Source organism: Ruegeria sp. CDSC081, from assembly GCF_059610485.1.
Genome location: NZ_JBXWNS010000001.1, coordinates 365,426 through 382,493, shown reverse-complemented (window position 1 = coordinate 382,493; position 17,068 = coordinate 365,426). Strand labels below are relative to the sequence as shown.

The window sequence follows — 17,068 nt, the reverse complement described above, 5'->3', positions numbered from 1 at the left end:
CTAGCATGTTCTCATTATGTTCTCAATATCGAGAGGGCATCAGCGCGACAGGATCAGACGCCCATCCGCGAATTGAATATTCGAGAACCGGTGCAGGTAATCCATGCCCAGCAAGGACTGATCTAGCGCCCCTTCATTCACCCAGGCCGAGACATTGCGATCCGTGATGGGCCCCAGTTCAAGGCTGTCCAGCCGTATCGGGGCGGTGCGCACCTCGCCATTGGCCGTCAGGGCCCGCCCGAAATAGTTCAGCTGATCGGGGTCAACACCGATGCGTCTGGCATCCGCCTCGTTCAACACAATCTGGCTGGCGCCGGTATCGACCAAAAAGGTGATGGGTTCTCCGTTGACCAGAACCGGTAGATAGTAATGCCCGTCATAGGCGCGCGGCACTTCAATGCTTTCGCCGGTAACGGTCATCTGCGGGGCAGGGCCCACAGTGCTGCGGATATCGCCCCACAGTCCATAGGCGGCAATGATACCGATAAAAATAAACACCCAGGCCAGAGCCTGTTGCAACGTTTTGTTCAGGCTTTGCCGGTTCTGAGAGATAAACCAGGCCACGACCGCTGCGCCCAGCAATCCAAGATAGGCCAGATTTGCGATGCTGTCGCCGTCCATACCGCTACCTTACTGCGTCACTCGAATCCAATATGGGGATTTATGACGCAAATCCAAAGGCTTTTAGCCCATCCAAGATAAACTGAACTGACAAGGCCGCCAGCAGCATGCCCAACAGGCGGGTCAGCACATTCAGCCCGGTCTTGCCCAGAATTCGTGCCACCGCGCCTGAAGACAGGTAGGTGACGAACACCATCGCCACTACGATCAGCATCATGCCGATCACCACGGCCAGACCCTCTATGCCCGGATGCTGCCCGGCCAGCAGGATCATTGTGGCAATCGCGCCGGGTCCTGCAATCAGAGGAATACCCAGCGGAAACACCGAAGGATCAGGATGCTCTTCTTCTTCGGCGCTGTTTTCGCGCCGCTTGGTACGCCGTTCGAACAGCATGTCCAGCGCTGTGAGGAACAACAGAACGCCGCCCGCAACGCGGAACGCCTCCATCGAGATGCCAATAAAGCCCAGAACCGCCTCGCCGAATGCGGCGAACATGGCCAGAATCCCAGCCGCCGTCAGACAGGCGCGCACCGCTATTGTATAGCGCGCATGCCGGTCCATGCCTTGTGTCAGGGCCACAAAGATCGGCGTTTGTGCTGGCGGATCAATGACCACAAGCAATGTTGTAAACGAGGTTATGAGAAAGGCTGTATCCATCATGCTGCGGTCTCCGCCTGTTCCAGCCGCTCTGCTGCAACCACCCAAAGTGCCTCGGCTTTTTGCATGGCCTTGACCACCTCGGCAAATTTCCGGTTCCAGATTGCCAGGTCGTTGATCTTGTCGTCTTCATACAAACTGGGGTCCGCCAGTTTGGCCGAGAGTTTTTCGTGCATATCCGTCAATTTCTCGATCCGTTCCTCACATTTGCGCAGATCGGCGCGCAGGGTCAGAACCACCTCGCGCGATGGGCGTTTGGGCTTGGCCGTCAGCGGCTTTTCCTTAACAGGTTTGTCGCGGCCCAGCAGTAGGGACCGATAAGATTCCAGATCCCCGTCAAACTGTTTGACGGATCCGTCCGAGACCAGCCAGAGGTGGTCCGCCACCAGCGACAGTAGGTGCATGTCATGACTGACCAGCACTACGGCCCCGGAATAGGCGGTCAATGCCTCAACCAGCGCCTCGCGGCTTTCGATGTCCAGATGGTTGGTCGGTTCGTCCAGAATCAGCATATGCGGGGCGTCGATGGTGGCAAGCAGCAGCGACAGGCGCGCCTTTTGACCGCCGGACAGCCGCCCGACCTTGGTTTCTGCCTGATCGGCATTCAATCCGAACCCGGCCAAACGCGAGCGCCACTTGCCCGGTGCTTCATTCGGGCGCAATCGGCGCAGATGATCCAAGGGCGTCTCGTCCACATGCAGCTCATCCACCTGATGCTGTGCAAAATAGCCGATGCGCAGCTTGGTGCTGCGGCTCATCTTGCCAGCCATCAACGGCAGACGATCAGACAGCAGCTTGGACAGGGTCGATTTGCCCTGACCGTTCTTGCCCAGCAGCGCGATACGGTCATCCTGATCAATGCGCAGGTTCAGTCTGCGCAGCACCTCGGTCTCGCCGTATCCCGTCACACCGCCTTCGATCTGAATGATCGGGGGCGACAGTTCTTCGGGTTCTGGGAAGGAAAAAGCGCGCAGAGCAGCCTCTTGCGGGGTCGAGACCAACTGAATGCGTTCGATCATCTTCAGGCGCGACTGGGCCTGAACTGCTTTGGACGCCTTATAGCGAAAGCGATCCACGAAGCTTTGCAGATGCGCGATGCGCGCCTTGGCCTTGGTGTTTTCCGATTCCGCCTGTGCCAGACGTTCAGCGCGGCGTTCGGCGAATTTGTCGTAAGGCACCGCGTAATAGGTCAGCTTGCGGTCTTCCAGATGCAGGATCGACCCCACAGCGCGGTTCAGCAAGCCGCGGTCATGGCTGATGATGATCACCGTGTGCGGGTATTTCGCCAGATAGCTTTCCAGCCACAGCGCGCCTTCCAGATCCAGATAGTTGGTCGGTTCGTCCAGCAGTAACAGATCAGGCTGCGAGAACAGCACCGCTGCTAGCGCGACGCGCATGCGCCAGCCGCCGGAAAAGTCCGAACAGGGTTTCAGCTGATCCTCGTCATCGAACCCCAACCCTTTGAGGATCGAGGCCGCGCGCGCTTCGGCCGACCAGGCGTCTATATCGGCCAGCCGGGTCTGAATATCGGCGATGCGTCCGGGGTCCGTGGCACTATCGGCTTCAGTCATCAGTGCGCTGCGCTCGGTATCGGCGGCCAGAACGGTATTGATCAGTGAGGCATCGGACGAGGGCACCTCTTGCGCCACGCCACCAATACGCGCCCGTTTCGGGACAGCGATACTGCCCGATTCCAGCGCCAGTTCCCCCCTGATCAAGCGAAACAGGGTGGTCTTGCCGGTGCCATTGCGCCCCACTAGCCCAACCTTGTGGCCATCGGGGATGGTTGCGCTTGCGCCCTCGAACAAAGGGCGGCCTTCAACGGCATAGGTGATGTCTTGAATCCGTAACATATGCTGCTCTTAGCAGAGCCGTTATGCCGCCGCCAGCAGCTTGCATGTTCAACCGGCATTCGATGTGTTAGCGCTGATTTGCCTGAAGTTTTCACACGGTTCCATTATGCATACAGCCCGAACACCTCCGTCGTTGGTCACGCTGGTCTTTGCCACGGCGTTGTCGGTACTGACGCTGAATATGTTCCTGCCATCGCTGGCGCATATGAGCGTGGACTTTCAGGTGGATTACGGCCTTATGAATCTGGCGGTTGCGGGATATCTGGCGGTTTCTGCTGTGCTGCAACTGATCATGGGTCCTCTGTCGGATCGATATGGGCGCAGACCGGTCCTGTTGATCTGCATGTCGATCTTCGTGGTCGCATCCATCGGCTGTGTGCTGGCTGGGTCAATCTGGATGTTTCTGGGTTTTCGCCTGATGCAGGCCGTGGTTGTCGCCGGTTCGGTGCTGTCCAGCGCTTCGATCCGCGACCGCTATTCCCCGAACGAGGCCGCAAGCAAACTGGGCTATGTCGCAATGGCCATGGCGCTCGCGCCAATGCTGGGGCCGATGCTGGGCGGCGCGCTGGACATGCTGTTCGGCTGGCGCTCGGGGTTTGTTCTGTATTCCGTACTTGGCACCGGTCTGCTGGCTTTGCTGTGGTTTGATATGGGAGAGACCAATATAAACCGCGCCCCAACATTCGCGGCGCAGCTGAAGGAATATCCGCATCTGTTCCGCGCCCGAAGGTTTTGGGGTTATGCCCTATGCGCGGCATTTTCGATCGGCGGCTTTTTCAGTTTTATCACCGGTGCACCGTTGGTTGCAGCTGCTTGGTTTGATCTGAGCCCCGCGATGCTGGGTCTTGGGATCGGCATTATCACCGGCGGGTTCATGGTCGGGAATTTTGTCACTGGCCGATTGGCGGCGCGGACGCAGTTAACAACGATGATCCTGATAGGGCGGAATGTGGCCACGGCAGGGCCGCTTTGCGGGCTGCTTCTGTTTTGGGTCGGGCTTGGTACGGTTTGGGTCTTTTTCGGCTCGGCCATCTGTGTCGGTTTCGGCAATGGACTGACCAACGCCAATGCATCGTCGGGCGTGATGTCGGTTCGTCCCAAACTGGCAGGCAGCGCGGCGGGCCTGTCAGGTGCAATGATCGTTGCGCTGGGGGCGGTTCTGACGACGATCACCGGCGCCTTTGTCAGCCCTGAAAACGGACCTTTTCTTGTGCTTGGCATGATGTGCGGGTGCAGCTTTATCGGCCTTCTGGCCGTGCTCTATGTTCGTAGGATCGACAGTCTGGACCCGTTGCCCGGCACATTGTGACCGGCAAAGCGCCGGAGCAGGGCATCATAACACTTTTCATAAGCTACAGACCATGATACGCGGCCCGCGATGGATTTCGGCGCGGGCCCCGCGCCCTATTTTAAGGAGAGGCCGACATGGCACTGGAACGCACATTCTCGATCATCAAACCCGATGCAACCCGCCGCAACCTGACTGGCAAGATCAACGCCAAGTTTGAAGAGGCCGGTCTGCGCATCGTAGCGCAAAAGCGCATTCACATGACCAAAGCACAAGCTGGCAAGTTCTATGACGTCCACGCCGAGCGCCCGTTCTATGACGAACTGTGCGAATTCATGTCGTCCGAGCCGGTTATTGTACAGGTTCTGGAAGGCGAAGGCGCCATTGCCAAGAACCGCGAAGTCATGGGCGCAACAAACCCCGCAGATGCGGCCCCCGGCACCATCCGCGCCGAGTTCGCTGAATCGGTTGGCGAGAACTCGGTCCACGGTTCAGACGCACCGGAAACCGCAGCGGTTGAGATCGCCTATTTCTTCTCGGGCATCGAACTGGTCGGCTAATCTGCCGTAAGTTCAAGTGTTTAAAGCCGCCTCCGCTGTCGGGGGCGGCTTTTTCTATGCGGGTTTCAAATCATCCGAGGACACCCGAACGCCGATTACATCCAGGTCCGCAATCATCTGCGTCTCAGGTGCTGCGCTGTTGCTGGCTTTGATCGCGTCGAACCTTTGCCGCAGGGCCTTTTTCTCATCGCCTTTGCAATCGTTCCACGGGCGGCCTTGCAGTCCCATCACCAGAACATAATAGCCGATGAAATGAGGGCGCGATCCTGCCTGCAAGAGTTTTGCATAGGCCGCGTCGGGGCCTATCTCGCGCAGTTGCTGGGCCGAGTGGATACCGGCGCGCGCGCAAGCCTGTTCATAGGCCGGGCCGAGATTACGGATAGTTGAGATCGGGTCAGACATAATCGACGTTTTAACCGGTGTCAGAATTACTGTCACCCGATCCTTTTTTACCTTTGCGGTTCATGATCACCGGATCAGGGTTTGCGCGACAGACGAATAGTGGCTTCAAGGCCCGGATCACAGTTGCGGGCGTCGAACATGCCTTTGTGCATATGCGATATCGCTGCGACCAAAGCCAGGCCCAGACCTGCATTGCGCTCGGTCCGGGCGGGATCGAGTGTCACAAAGGGCATCTGCAGACGGGCCAGATCGTCCTGTGGTACACCGGGGCCGTGATCCCGCACGCTGAGGTTGGTATACAGGCCGTCATCCGCAATATTGATCGTGATGGTCGAACCATCAGGCGCGTATCGCAGAGCATTTTCCAACAGGTTGGACAGTGCCTGAGATAAAAGGGGGCGGTGGCCGGGAAGGGGGGCAGTTGACCCCGTAACTTCAAGTGTTACGCCCTGATCCGTGGCAACCGGATCATAGAGCTCGACCACGTCCGCCACGAGTTGCTTAAGGTCGACATCTTCGAACTGCTCTCGCCCGACACCTGCTTCGGCACGCGAAATCTCAGTCAGTTGGCCCAGAACCCGCAGGACATGATCAACCTCGGTCGTCGCGCGCGCGATGTCGATTTCGCGATCCTGTTCGGATTTGCGGCTATCTGACAGGGATTCGACCCGCTGCTTCAAACGCGACAAAGGAGAGCGTAGATCATGCGCGATCGAATTCGAGGTTGTCCGTAGATTGCTGACCAACTCCTCGATCCGGTCCAGCATCGTATTGAGCGTACCTGAAACCTGATCGAATTCATCACCGGTCCCGCGCAAGGGCATCCTGCGCGACAGGTCGCCTGAAACGATATTTTCTGCGGTCGAGGCGATGTCAGACAGGCGCGAAAAGACGAGCCTGGTAAACAGCCAGCCTGTCAGGACGCTCAGCGCCAGCGCGATTGCCAGCGCGAAGCCGACCGAGCGTAAAAGAACACGGTCAAACTGCTGTCGTGCCAACGCATCCCGCCCGACTAGCAGGCGTTCTCCGCCCGGCAGACGAATGGATGCAGCCGAGATTGGCACCAGCTGTTCGCTGTCCGAGCGTCGCAGCTCAAGTTGGACCCAACCACTTCCGGCAGTGATGTCATCGGGCCATTGCCTCAGGTTGCCAGCCAATTTCGTCCCGTTGCGGTCGGTCAATAAGTAAAGGGCATCCCGTTCAGAGGCGGTGGGAATACGGCGTTCGATGGCTGTCAGCAAACCGATGAGCCCGCGCCTTTCGTATTCATCGGCCAGACCGGTCAATTCCGCGGAAACCACCGAGCGGGTTTCGCTTTCGATACTGCGATTTGCGGTGACATAGACAAGGGCCAGCACGGTGGCTGTCAGCAATGTGCTCAGAACCATGCTGGCCAGAACCAAACGTGTTCTGGAATTATTGAAAGAAAGCCGTAGGTTATCCATCAGATATCATGTAACCTGCGCCCCGGACTGTTTCAATCAACGGGATCTCTCCGCCTTCATCCAATTGGCGGCGCAGTTTCGAGATATGGACGTCAACCACATTGGTGTTCGGGTCGAAATGATAATCCCAGACACCTTCCAGCAACATAGTGCGTGACACTACGCGGTTCTTGCGTCTCAGGAAGAATTCCAAAATCTGAAATTCACGCGGTGTCAGGGTAATCTCTCGCCCGTTGCGGGTGACTTTGCGGGTCAGCAAATCCATATCCAGATCGCGGCAGGTAAGGGTCGGGTTTTCCTCAGATTCCTGCGGGCGTCTTAACAGAGCTTCGATCCGCGCATGCAGTTCCTGAAAAGAGAACGGTTTGACCAGATAATCATCTGCACCGGCCCTCAGGCCTTTGACTCTCTCATCGACCGCGCTCATTGCGGTCAACATCAGAACCGGAGTTTTCAGACCCGCGGCGCGCATGGATTTGATCAGTGACAGGCCGTCTAGACCGGGCAGCATTCGGTCCAGAACGATGGCGTCAAAGCCACCATCTGTGGCGTGATACAGCCCTTCGCGCCCATCCGCGGCCTGTTCGACGACATATCCTTCCTCGCTGAACCCTTTTGCTATGAATTCCCGGGTGTCTTCATCATCTTCAACGATCAACAGGCGTCGGCTCATGATCTGAAATCCTTTCTACCGGAACTTAAACACAATTTTTCAAACAAAGTACAAGATTTGACCGGTTTAGATGCCGGGTGCGTCGTTGCGCACCCGGCTGCTCCGGCAGATTGCGGACAATTCAATCATGCCAGAGAGGCGCCCGCCAGATCTCCCCATCACGTGGCGCGCGCAGGTGTTCGATCAGGCGATTTCCACCGCAACAAAGATCTGGTTGCCGCCACGGTTGATCAGGACAAGCGCGGGATCGGTTTTTTCGCTGTCCAGCGCGTCTTTCAGCGCGTCAGGAGTGGCCGTATCCTGGTTGCCCAGCTTCACGATCACGTCGCCACGCTGAAGACCGGCTTTGGCTGCAGGGCTGTCCGGTTTCAGGTCCGTGACGATCACACCGTCAATATTCTCGGCCACGCCCAGTTCCGCACGGTTGGTTTCTGTTAGCGGTGCAACGGTGACGCCCAGGGCGGTGCCCGAAATGCCTTCATCCACTGACTTGTCCATTTCGGCCGATGCGGACTGATGTTGTCCAATCGTCAACTTTATGTCTTGCTCACTGCCGTTGCGTAAAACTGTAAGCGTGCTTTCTGTTCCAACCTTGGTAGTCCCGACAAGGATCGGCAGGTCGCTGCTGGACGCGACGGGTTCGCCGTTAAAGGTCAGGATGACGTCGCCCTGTTCCAGGATGCCTTCGGCAGGGCTGTTGGCAACAACGTCCGAAACCAACGCGCCGTTTGAGGCATCAATTCCCATCGCCGCAGCGATCTGAGGGCTGACATTCTGGATTGACACACCCAGCCAACCTCGGCTGACTTGGCCATCATCGCGCAGATCCGCGGCAATATGGTCCACAATGTTCGACGTGACGGCAAAACCTAACCCGACCGACCCACCGCTCGGGGAATAGATGGCCGAGTTCACGCCGATAACCTCACCATCCATGTTGAACAGCGGGCCACCGGAATTGCCTTTGTTGATGGCCGCATCCGTCTGGATGAACTCGGCATAAGGTCCCTGCGAAATATTGCGGTCCTTGGCCGATACAATCCCGGTCGTCACGGTCGAGCTGAGGCCAAACGGGTTCCCGATGGCGACGACATCCTCGCCCACACGGATTACATCGCTATTGCCAAGCTCTACGGCCTGAAGTGGCTCGCCCGCGTCGATCTTGAGAACCGCGATATCGGTCAATGGGTCGGTACCGATCACCTCAGCCTCAAAAGTTCGGTCATCATTCAGGCGCACGGTCACGGTCGCGGCATCGTCGACCACGTGATGGTTCGTAATGATGTACCCGGCTTCATCCAGAACAAAACCTGACCCCAAACCCTGAGACGGACCACGACGGGGGGCATCGAACCCTTCAGGCACGCCAAAGCGTTTGAAGAATTCACCGAATGGTTGGCCTTCGAAATCAAACTGCTGTCCGGTTTCCGGGCCCTTGGCGGCGTTTTGTTCCGCGATGATGGTCACGACAGAAGGTGACACGCTCTCAACTAAATCAGCCAGCGCTTCGTCAGCTTTCGAGGGCAGGGCGGTCGTCGCCAACAAAGCCGCACTCAGCGCTGAGACGCCTATCCAGTTTGATGTGCGTGGCATAAGAAGAGAGGATTTACGGATGCTCATTTTGGTCTCCTGATTGAAGCACGCGACACTGGCCGCGCCTTGGATCAAGAGATGCTGCATCAGTCTGTGACTTTCCTGATTGGTTGGTTAATAAATCTTAATTTTGCCACAAACGAGAGGCTCTATCCCGGCGTCGGGTGGCAAAGATTCGCGGAAATCTTCCGAATCATAAGGTTAGAATCGGTGGATTGTTGCCTGTTCGGCAGTCAAATGATGATTTTAGTTGAATTAAATCTGTTTGATAAACAAAGCGAGCTCTCAGAAATTGATGGATTTATGACACAGCCATTGGTTGTGAGTGGATCTGGTGTCATAGGCTGAATTTGCCGGAAACATATCATATTATGAACATGTTATATATATGGTCTGTGATAATTGGAGTGTACTCGCTTTTAGATTTTCTCGGACGAACAACCTATAGTAGAAACGCATTGAGAGAGATGTTGCGTAAAAACCAAACTGAAACATCAGAAAATGCAAGTTTGGGCCAATTTTACGTTGTTTGAGAGCATCTGATAGGTGACGATGGTCTTGCCCAAGCGAAGGGAAGTCGGCGGCACTAGGGGGTGCCAACGGCTTGTCACAGTCTCTGGAAGCGCTGAGCGGCATGTTAACGAGGGGGTCTTGTTTAGGTTCGGTTGCGGAATATTCGGAATGCCTAGTGTGTTCTGGACGCGCTTTCAGGATCAGTGAAAAGTGGTAGTCCTTAATTGGGTAACCGGCCCGGTCTTCATTGACCGGGCCGTACTCGTTTTAACTGTTGCGATATTTTGCCCAGATATCCCATGCTTCGGGCGTGTCCAGATCCAGCACGGCATGTTGGCCGGGGAGCACACACAGATGGACCTTGTCCCGATGGTCCCGAACCACAGATTGTGCGCCTTCGTCTCCGGTCAGGCGGCTGATCTGATCAAACAGGAGACGGCTGAAGATCACAGGGTGGCCAGGCTGTCCTGACGCCGTCGACCCGCGCCAGATCAGCTTATCCGGATACGCCTTAGTCGCCTTGATCAGCGTCTGAAGGTCATCCAGAGTGATTTCAGGCAGGTCAGCTAGCAGAACCATGGCGGCTTCGGCCTCTGGCCCAACAGCAGACAGGGCCCCTCGTAAGCTGGCATTCATACCTTCCTCCGCATCTGCGATTTCGACCAGATGCAGGTCCAGCCCCTGCAACACGTCGTACCTGGGATGAGGCTTGGACGGCAGGGCAACAATAACCGACGATGCGGCCCGTGCTGTCTGGGCGGAACGGAGCAGCAGCGGGCAGCCATCAATCTCTTGCAGCAGCTTATCTGCGCCTCGCATACGCCGGGATTGTCCGGCGGCCAGAAGGATGATGGGTATTTGCGTCATGCGCCGACAATGCAGACGTATGAACGCAGTGTCATCCCCTCATACGCGCGCCCTCGGCGTCGAATAACGGTTCTGAGATCACGCGTGCCTTGCACAACTGGCCAAGTATTTCGATTTCTACTTCCAGCCCGTCCACAGCGCGGTCTGTTGGCAGAAACCCCATGGCAATGGACTTGCCTGCATAGTGTGAATAGCCACCCGAAGTGCAGAACCCGGCGACTTTTCCGTCCAGCCAAATCGGCTCATACGCGTTGACATCAGCGTCCTCGGCATCAACCTCGAACGCGACCAGTCGGCGGGCAGGGCCAGAGGCGCGTTCAGCCTCGGCAGCTGCGCGGCCAATGAAATTGGCGTTCTTAGAGAAGGAAATAAACCGATCCAGACCGGTTTCCGCGGCTGTGTAATCAGGCGAGAATTCTCGCATCCAGGAGCCAAAGAACTTGTCCAGACGCAGGCTCATCATCGCGCGCATGCCAAATGGAACGATGCCGCGTTCTTGCCCGGCCTGCCATAAGGTCCACCACAACTGCCTTTGTGCCATGGGATCGCAGTAAATCTCGTACCCCAAATCGCCGGTATAGCTGACGCGCTGGACGATACAGTCGGTCATCCCAACGGTCATACGGCGCAGATCGAGGAACCGAAATCCGCTCAGGTCATCACGGGTGCAGGCCGCCAGAACCTGCGTGGCTTTTGGGCCTGCGATCTGGAACCCGTTCTGCCGATCGCTGATGTTTTCGACAGTCACGCCATTCTGCGCATTTTGCAGGAACCAGCGCATGTGAAACGCCTGAGAGCCGTAGGAGGCGGTCAGGCGGAACTCGGTCTCATCAAGACAGGAAACGGTAAAATCACCGATCAGCTTGCCCTTTGGTGATAGCATCGGGGTTAGCGACACGCGGCCCGGTTTCGGGATTCGGCCCGCCATGATCCGATCCAGCCAATCACGGGCAGCAGGTCCAACAATGCGGTATTTGCCAAAATTGTGCACTTCGTTGATGCCAACACCTGATCGCACGGCCCGAACTTCGCGCCCGGTGGCATCGAATGCGTTGGATCGGCGGAACGAGGGCGTTTCATAGCCTGGTTCATCCCCCTGGGCGAAGTAATTGGGCACCTCAAGCCCGTATTGCTGACCCCACACAGCACCAAGATCGGTAAAGATATCATACATCGGCGTTGTGCGGGCTGGGCGGGCTGCCGGCAATTCCTCGTTCGGATAAGAGACGCTGAACCGCTTCTGATAGTTCTCGATGACCTTTGGACGGGTATAGCCCGGGCTGATCCAATCCCCGAACCGCGCCACGTCCATCGCAAAGACGTCGCGCTCTGGCTCACCCTCAATCATCCATTGCGCCAGTGTCAGACCAACGCCGCCGCCCTGGCTGAACCCGGCCATCACGCCGCAGGCCGACCAATAGTTGCGCAACCCCGGAACCGGCCCGACCAGAGGATTGCCGTCCGGTGCAAAGGTAAACGGCCCGTGGATCACCGATTTCACACCAGCCTCGGCCAGAACAGGAAAGCGGCGATAAGCGAATTCAATACTATCGGTGATCTTGTCGAAATCATCGGGAAGAAGCTCGTGACCGAAATCCCACGGGGTGCCGTCGACAGCCCAGGGCCTGCAGGTTTGTTCATAAAAGCCGATGCACAGACCGCGTCCCTCTTGCCGCAGATAGCTTTCGCCGGCGGGATCCATGACATGGGGATGTTCGCCACCTGCGTCGATAATTGCCTCAATTTGGGGGATCGAGTCGGTGACCAGGTACTGATGTTCCATCGGATGCAGCGGGAAATAGACACCGGCCATGGCGCCAACCTCGCGCGCCCAGAGCCCACCAGCGTTGACCACATGTTCAGCATGAATCGTGCCCTTGTTGGTGACCACATCCCAGGTGCCATCGGCGCGCTGATTTGTTTCGTGCACCATGCAATGGGTTTCGATTGTTGCGCCGCCCATCCGCGCCGCTTTGGCATAGGCATGGGTGGTTCCGGACGGATCAAGATGCCCGTCCAGCGGATCATAGAGCGCGCCGATGATGCCGTCGGTATTGGTGATCGGTGCGATTTTCCTTATCTCTTCAGGGCCTACGATTTCGGTCTCTAACCCCATAAAGCGGTGCTTGGCACGTTCGGCCAGGAGCATGTCAAACCGGTCGCGGTCGTCGGCCAACGTTATGCCGCCAACGTGGTGCAGGCCACAGGACATGCCGGTGATCTCTTCCAGCTCTTTATACAGCCGGATCGTATAGCCTTGCAGTGCGGCCATATTGGTGTCGCCGTTCAACGTGTGGAAACCACCCGCCGCGTGCCAGGTCGAGCCACTGGTCAATTCGGACCGCTCCAGCAGCATCACATCCGACCAGCCCAGCTTGGTCAGGTGATAAAGAACCGAACACCCGACAACGCCGCCACCGATTACAGCTACCTGAGTTGTTGTCTTCACGTCACGGACTCCCCTTGCGATATAGTCAAAGCCTGCAATCGCAGAACCAGGGATACTGTTCCGTTCACGACAAAGGCTGTCGCAGCGAGAGGATCAGAGGGGACGGATCTTCAGCTCTGTGATCCTGTTGCCTTCGCGCGCGACGACTTCGAATCTGAAACCGTGGAACGAGAATACCTGACCCGTGATCGGGATCATCTGCGCTTCGTGGATGACCAGACCGGCCACGGTATTGGCCTCTTCGTCGGGCAAAGACCATTCCATCGCGCGGTTTACATCGCGGATCGTCATGGCGCCTTCAACAAGGTACTGGCCGTCTTCGGTTCGCGTTACCGGGACGTCCTCATCAATGTCAAACTCATCAGCAATCTCGCCGACGATTTCTTCGAGGATATCTTCAAGCGTGATTAGACCCCTGAGTGAACCATATTCGTCGACCACCAGCGCAAAATGGCTATGCATCCGCAGGAATTCCCGCATCTGATCGTCCAGAGTGGTCGTTTCAGGCACAAAATAAGGGGCGTTCGCTACCTTTGAGACATCGAACTCTTTCAGTCGGTTGTTTTCACGTTCGCTGCTTCCTGCATGGGCATACATAGCGCGGAACAGGTCTTTGGCGTGAACAACCCCAACGATGTTTTCTGGTTCGTCCCTAAAGACAGGCAGGCGTGTATGGGGGCTTTCAAGGCATTGTTTCAGGATCGCCTCGGGAGCGTCATCCGCATCAACCATCTCGATATTCGAACGATGGAGCATGATCTCTTCAACCGCACGTTCACCCAGATCCAAGGCGCCCAGAATACGGTCACGGTCTTCCTTCTCGACCACGCCTTCGGAATGGCCCAGATGCAGGGCCCCAACGATTTCGTCGCGCACGGCCAGAATGTTGCTGTCCGGGTCGATCTGTACACCGAACAGGCGTAAAACTCCCCGTACCAATAGGCGTACGGCCGAAACGACCGGTGAGAATAGGGTGACAACCACGCTGATGATCGGAGCAACGGCGGATGCCGCTTTTTCCGAATTGGTTATGGCATAGGTCTTGGGCAAAACTTCAGCAAAGATCAGAACCAGCAAGGTCATGACCAGGGTTGCCAATGCTACGCCGCTTTCGCCAAAGAGGCGCGTGAACATCGCTGTGGCCAACGAGGCCGCAAGAATGTTGACCAGGTTGTTGCCCAGCAAAACCGATCCGATCAGCCGTTCGTTGTCGTCGGTGATGTCCAGCGCCTTCTGCGCCCCGCGCGACCCTTTGTCCGCCTGCGCCCGCAGCTTGCCGCGTGACGAGGCCGTCAGAGCCGTTTCAGAACCCGAGAAAAACCCCGATAAGAAGAGCAATAGCAATATGGCACCGGACGTAAGCCAGAATGTGCCGTCGATCAGAGAAGTTGAGGGTTCCATCGGTCCTTAGCTGCTTGTGTTTCTGCGTCTGTTATGGGGGCGCGGCTTGACTGGATCAAGGAGTTAGCCCTTTTCAACTGGATCTTTAGCTAATGGGTGATGCTGCAACACCAGCTCAGCCAGCCGTTCTTCCAGGACATGAGTATAGATTTCTGTGGTCGCCACATCCGCGTGACCAAGCAATGTTTGAATCGATCGCAAATCGGCACCGTTGGCAAGAAGATGTGTCGCAAAAGCGTGACGCAAGGTGTGCGGTGTAACCTTTTCGGGCGAGACCCCACCGTGAACCGCCAGTTCCTTGATCAGATGATAGAACATATGCCGAGTCAGATGCCCGGCCTTGCCACGTGAGGGAAAAAGAAATCGGGAACTCTGCCCACCCTTTGTAACACGCTTTTCCTCAGTCTCATCCCGAGCCGCCAACCATGCCGAAAGCGCCTGTCGAGCCGGAGGGGACAGTGGAACCATCCGCTCTTTGCCGCCTTTTCCCAATACCAAGAGCATCCTTGGATCGCCGCGCGCCGATGACACCGGCAACGATACCAGTTCAGTGACACGCATCCCGGTGGCATACAGGATTTCCATCAGGCAGGTATTGCGCAGCTTTTCAATGTTGTTTCGCCCGCTTTCGCGCGCAGCAAGCAGTAACCGGTCCACCTCGGATACATCCAGAGTTTTCGGCAGCCGCTTTGGCCGTCCTGGGCCTTTGATCTTGATCGCGGGGTTTGTCGAACGCCAGCCTTCCTCGAATGCGAACCGATAAATCTGTTTTATGGCAGACAAACGGCGGGCGCGGGTGGATTGAGCCAATCCCTGTGCGTCGCAACTGATCAGGTAATCCTCAACCTGCTTGGCGTCGGCCTCGGTAAACCCAGTTTTCCGGCGCCGCAGCCAGGCCGCAAAATCCTTGAGATCGCGGCCATAGGCAACAAGCGTATTTTGGGCAGCGCCTAACTCGGCGGCCTGTGCTTCCAGAAAGGTCGAAATCCAGATTTCGTCAGAGCCCGGAGACGTCATGATCACTTGCCCTGCAGGATCAGCAGGTTCAGCGCGGCGCGGCGCGCGGTATCTTCTAGACCGACCCGGCGCAGGGTTGCCATGGCTGCTGTCAGGTCGACCAGATTTCCCCGCGATCCATGGGCAAACAGGACCATCGTCTCCAGAAGCGCCTCACCGAGGCGGCCTTCGTCCAGCATGTTGCCAATATCGGTTGGCACCGGCGCCGCCCATGCAAACCCCTCTGCGATGGCATCCGCCAGCGGCGAAGGGGAGGGCGCGCGCCCCGGATCACCCTGAGCCAGCGCAGCCAGAAACTGACTTTCTTCAGAATTGTCCGGAGCCGACAACGCCGCTGTTTCATATAGATCTGACAGCAACAGAATGCGCCAACGCAGATCCTCGGCCGCGGGTTTCTGTAGTTTGACCTGAGAGAGACGCCCGGCGAAAAGTTCAGCGAATGGCACTTCCAGGCCGATATTGCGCATCTGGTTCCAAACCACCGGCAGAGCTTTGGCGATCTTTGCCGAATTGCCAGAATCCAGTGCTTTTTCGAACCGCTGTATCGACGATACCCGGTCCCATACGGCTCCAGACGCCGCCGGAGACCGTTCTGTATAGAGCCCCAGAAGTTGATTTGGCGTAAGCGCCCCAACGCGGGTCAACCGTTCTGCGGCTTCGACCTGAGCCTTCCAGCCCGCAACATCCCGCAGATCCGCATTTGCGAATACGCGGGGCAAAGCAGCCGAGGGCAAACGTTCGCCAATAGCTTCGAACAAGCGGAACATCAGGGGCGAGGGGTCGTCCGGTTGCGGCAGATACTCGGCGTCTTCGTACAGTTCGGGGCTTAGAAACCTGTCCAGAACCTCCAGCTCTTGTGGTGCCAGAACCTGTAGGGCATGGGCTGCCTCAAGTGTGAGAGCGGCCGAGTCCCAATCCCCACGCCGGGCCTTGCAGAAAATCTGAGCGGCATAGTCCCGTGACAAATGCGGCTGAGCAATCAGCGCCGTGCAACTGCGATCTTCATCCCCGGTCAGAAGGGTGGCGTCGAACCAGCGTTGAAATCGGTCAAGACTGTTCGTCGGGCCAGCCAATTGTACCAGCGATTGCGTGGGGTCTGCCGCGCCAAGCTGCATAAGGCGGTCGAGCCGTGCCAACAGCAAGATCTCTTCCCCTTTGCTGGACGCCGGAGCCCGCGCTTCGGTCAAAAGCAACGTGAACAGCAACCGCTGCATGGCGGGGTTGTACTTGACCGGGACGCTTTCGATCAGTTCGGACAGGCGTTGGGGATCGCTGTTCTGCCACATGTCGACAGGCAATCCTGTGACAGTCGAAGCAACCAGGCCCAGGGGTTGTGACAATGCCTGAAGCGGGGTTACAAGAACATCGGGCTGACCGCCAGGCTGCGCCACGGGTGGCTCAAGCAAAACCGTCCCCGGAAGGTTTTCCGGAGGATTGGCCAGCCATTCAATAACAGAAAGGGGTTCCTGCTGCGCCTGCGCTGTTCCTGCAAGAAACAGTGCAACCACCGCCACTTTATTCGACATTCAGTATTACCGGCTCCCTGACCTCGCTTTGCGGCGCAGAGAAATCCGCACCAAAAAACTCACCCAGGTAGACATATCCCACCAGCCCGATGAAACACAGGCAAATCAGATATATCAGGAACTTGATCAGACGGCCCATGGTCAAACGCTGCCTCAATTTTCTCTTTTGACCAAGTTATAACTGGCATTTTTCCTAAGATCA

The 17,068-nt window shown here is 57.1% G+C and carries 15 protein-coding genes; 2 read left to right on the top strand and 13 right to left on the bottom strand.

What is annotated here, in order from left to right; genetic code table 11:
* Nucleotides 1-39 precede the first annotated feature (39 nt).
* From AC2FH9_RS01935 to AC2FH9_RS01925, 3 genes are read right to left on the bottom strand one after another with little or no spacing between them, the layout of a single operon-like run.
* Nucleotides 40-621 (bottom strand): retropepsin-like aspartic protease family protein, encoded by a 582-nt coding sequence (locus AC2FH9_RS01935; RefSeq protein WP_142634277.1) that lies wholly within the window; start codon nt 619-621, stop codon nt 40-42.
* Between the two features lie 40 nt (nt 622-661).
* Nucleotides 662-1,282: a MarC family protein gene (locus tag AC2FH9_RS01930; RefSeq protein ID WP_142634274.1), complete on the bottom strand. Its 621-nt coding sequence runs from the start codon at nt 1,280-1,282 to the stop codon at nt 662-664.
* Entirely contained in the window at nt 1,279-3,132 is a 1,854-nt protein-coding gene (locus AC2FH9_RS01925; RefSeq protein ID WP_496749069.1) for an ABC-F family ATP-binding cassette domain-containing protein, read from the bottom strand. Before AC2FH9_RS01925 ends, AC2FH9_RS01930 begins: the two co-directional genes overlap by 4 nt.
* Nucleotides 3,133-3,238: 106 nt before the next feature.
* Between AC2FH9_RS01925 and AC2FH9_RS01920 the strand changes: the two genes are divergently transcribed.
* Both AC2FH9_RS01920 and ndk read left to right on the top strand, forming a co-directional pair.
* Nucleotides 3,239-4,441, top strand: a complete 1,203-nt coding sequence (locus AC2FH9_RS01920) for a multidrug effflux MFS transporter (protein ID WP_496749068.1) — start codon at nt 3,239-3,241, stop codon at nt 4,439-4,441.
* Nucleotides 4,442-4,557: 116 nt separating this feature from the next.
* Nucleotides 4,558-4,980: a nucleoside-diphosphate kinase gene (gene ndk / locus AC2FH9_RS01915; RefSeq protein WP_142634270.1), complete on the top strand. Its 423-nt coding sequence runs from the start codon at nt 4,558-4,560 to the stop codon at nt 4,978-4,980.
* 54 nt (nt 4,981-5,034) lie between these two features.
* On the opposite strand, the gene AC2FH9_RS01910 is transcribed toward ndk, so the two are convergent.
* The 10 genes from AC2FH9_RS01910 to AC2FH9_RS01865 form a co-directional block, all read right to left on the bottom strand.
* Entirely contained in the window at nt 5,035-5,382 is a 348-nt protein-coding gene (locus AC2FH9_RS01910) for a TfoX/Sxy family protein (RefSeq protein WP_496801216.1), read from the bottom strand.
* A 74-nt stretch (nt 5,383-5,456) separates the two neighbouring features.
* Complete coding sequence (locus AC2FH9_RS01905) at nt 5,457-6,827, bottom strand: sensor histidine kinase (protein WP_271946675.1); 1,371 nt, start codon at nt 6,825-6,827, stop codon at nt 5,457-5,459.
* Nucleotides 6,820-7,500 (bottom strand): response regulator transcription factor, encoded by a 681-nt coding sequence (locus AC2FH9_RS01900; RefSeq protein ID WP_142634264.1) that lies wholly within the window; start codon nt 7,498-7,500, stop codon nt 6,820-6,822. Before AC2FH9_RS01900 ends, AC2FH9_RS01905 begins: the two co-directional genes overlap by 8 nt.
* Nucleotides 7,501-7,683: 183 nt before the next feature.
* A complete protein-coding gene (locus AC2FH9_RS01895) occupies nt 7,684-9,120 on the bottom strand; it encodes a Do family serine endopeptidase (RefSeq protein WP_496785278.1) in 1,437 nt (478 codons plus the stop codon).
* A 753-nt stretch (nt 9,121-9,873) separates the two neighbouring features.
* Complete coding sequence (locus tag AC2FH9_RS01890) at nt 9,874-10,473, bottom strand: nucleotidyltransferase family protein (RefSeq protein WP_496749065.1); 600 nt, start codon at nt 10,471-10,473, stop codon at nt 9,874-9,876.
* Nucleotides 10,474-10,504: 31 nt separating this feature from the next.
* The gene (locus AC2FH9_RS01885) at nt 10,505-12,922 is read right to left on the bottom strand and encodes a GcvT family protein (protein ID WP_496870566.1); all 2,418 of its coding nucleotides are present in this window, start codon (nt 12,920-12,922) and stop codon (nt 10,505-10,507) included.
* Between the two features lie 93 nt (nt 12,923-13,015).
* On the bottom strand, nt 13,016-14,323 hold the full coding sequence (locus AC2FH9_RS01880) for an HlyC/CorC family transporter (protein ID WP_142634257.1): 1,308 nt from the start codon (nt 14,321-14,323) through the stop codon (nt 13,016-13,018).
* A 63-nt stretch (nt 14,324-14,386) separates the two neighbouring features.
* Nucleotides 14,387-15,340, bottom strand: a complete 954-nt coding sequence (locus AC2FH9_RS01875) for a site-specific tyrosine recombinase XerD (RefSeq protein WP_496870564.1) — start codon at nt 15,338-15,340, stop codon at nt 14,387-14,389.
* A gap of 2 nt (nt 15,341-15,342) precedes the next feature.
* A complete protein-coding gene (locus tag AC2FH9_RS01870; RefSeq protein WP_496870562.1) occupies nt 15,343-16,866 on the bottom strand; it encodes a hypothetical protein in 1,524 nt (507 codons plus the stop codon).
* Nucleotides 16,856-17,005 carry a hypothetical protein gene (locus tag AC2FH9_RS01865; protein WP_185956616.1) on the bottom strand — a complete coding sequence of 50 codons (150 nt, stop codon included), beginning with the start codon at nt 17,003-17,005 and terminating at the stop codon, nt 16,856-16,858. Before AC2FH9_RS01865 ends, AC2FH9_RS01870 begins: the two co-directional genes overlap by 11 nt.
* Nucleotides 17,006-17,068 lie beyond the last annotated feature (63 nt).

Coding starts and splice junctions, on each gene's coding strand:
- AC2FH9_RS01930 (WP_142634274.1), bottom strand. CDS start 1,282: ATGATGGATACAGCCTTTCTCATAACCTCGTTTACAACATTGCTTGTG.
- AC2FH9_RS01875 (WP_496870564.1), bottom strand. CDS start 15,340: ATGACGTCTCCGGGCTCTGACGAAATCTGGATTTCGACCTTTCTGGAA.
- AC2FH9_RS01920 (WP_496749068.1), top strand. CDS start 3,239: ATGCATACAGCCCGAACACCTCCGTCGTTGGTCACGCTGGTCTTTGCC.
- AC2FH9_RS01900 (WP_142634264.1), bottom strand. CDS start 7,500: ATGAGCCGACGCCTGTTGATCGTTGAAGATGATGAAGACACCCGGGAA.
- ndk (WP_142634270.1), top strand. CDS start 4,558: ATGGCACTGGAACGCACATTCTCGATCATCAAACCCGATGCAACCCGC.
- AC2FH9_RS01870 (WP_496870562.1), bottom strand. CDS start 16,866: ATGTCGAATAAAGTGGCGGTGGTTGCACTGTTTCTTGCAGGAACAGCG.
- AC2FH9_RS01935 (WP_142634277.1), bottom strand. CDS start 621: ATGGACGGCGACAGCATCGCAAATCTGGCCTATCTTGGATTGCTGGGC.
- AC2FH9_RS01895 (WP_496785278.1), bottom strand. CDS start 9,120: ATGAGCATCCGTAAATCCTCTCTTCTTATGCCACGCACATCAAACTGG.
- AC2FH9_RS01890 (WP_496749065.1), bottom strand. CDS start 10,473: ATGACGCAAATACCCATCATCCTTCTGGCCGCCGGACAATCCCGGCGT.
- AC2FH9_RS01905 (WP_271946675.1), bottom strand. CDS start 6,827: ATGGATAACCTACGGCTTTCTTTCAATAATTCCAGAACACGTTTGGTT.
- AC2FH9_RS01865 (WP_185956616.1), bottom strand. CDS start 17,005: ATGGGCCGTCTGATCAAGTTCCTGATATATCTGATTTGCCTGTGTTTC.
- AC2FH9_RS01880 (WP_142634257.1), bottom strand. CDS start 14,323: ATGGAACCCTCAACTTCTCTGATCGACGGCACATTCTGGCTTACGTCC.
- AC2FH9_RS01925 (WP_496749069.1), bottom strand. CDS start 3,132: ATGTTACGGATTCAAGACATCACCTATGCCGTTGAAGGCCGCCCTTTG.
- AC2FH9_RS01910 (WP_496801216.1), bottom strand. CDS start 5,382: ATGTCTGACCCGATCTCAACTATCCGTAATCTCGGCCCGGCCTATGAA.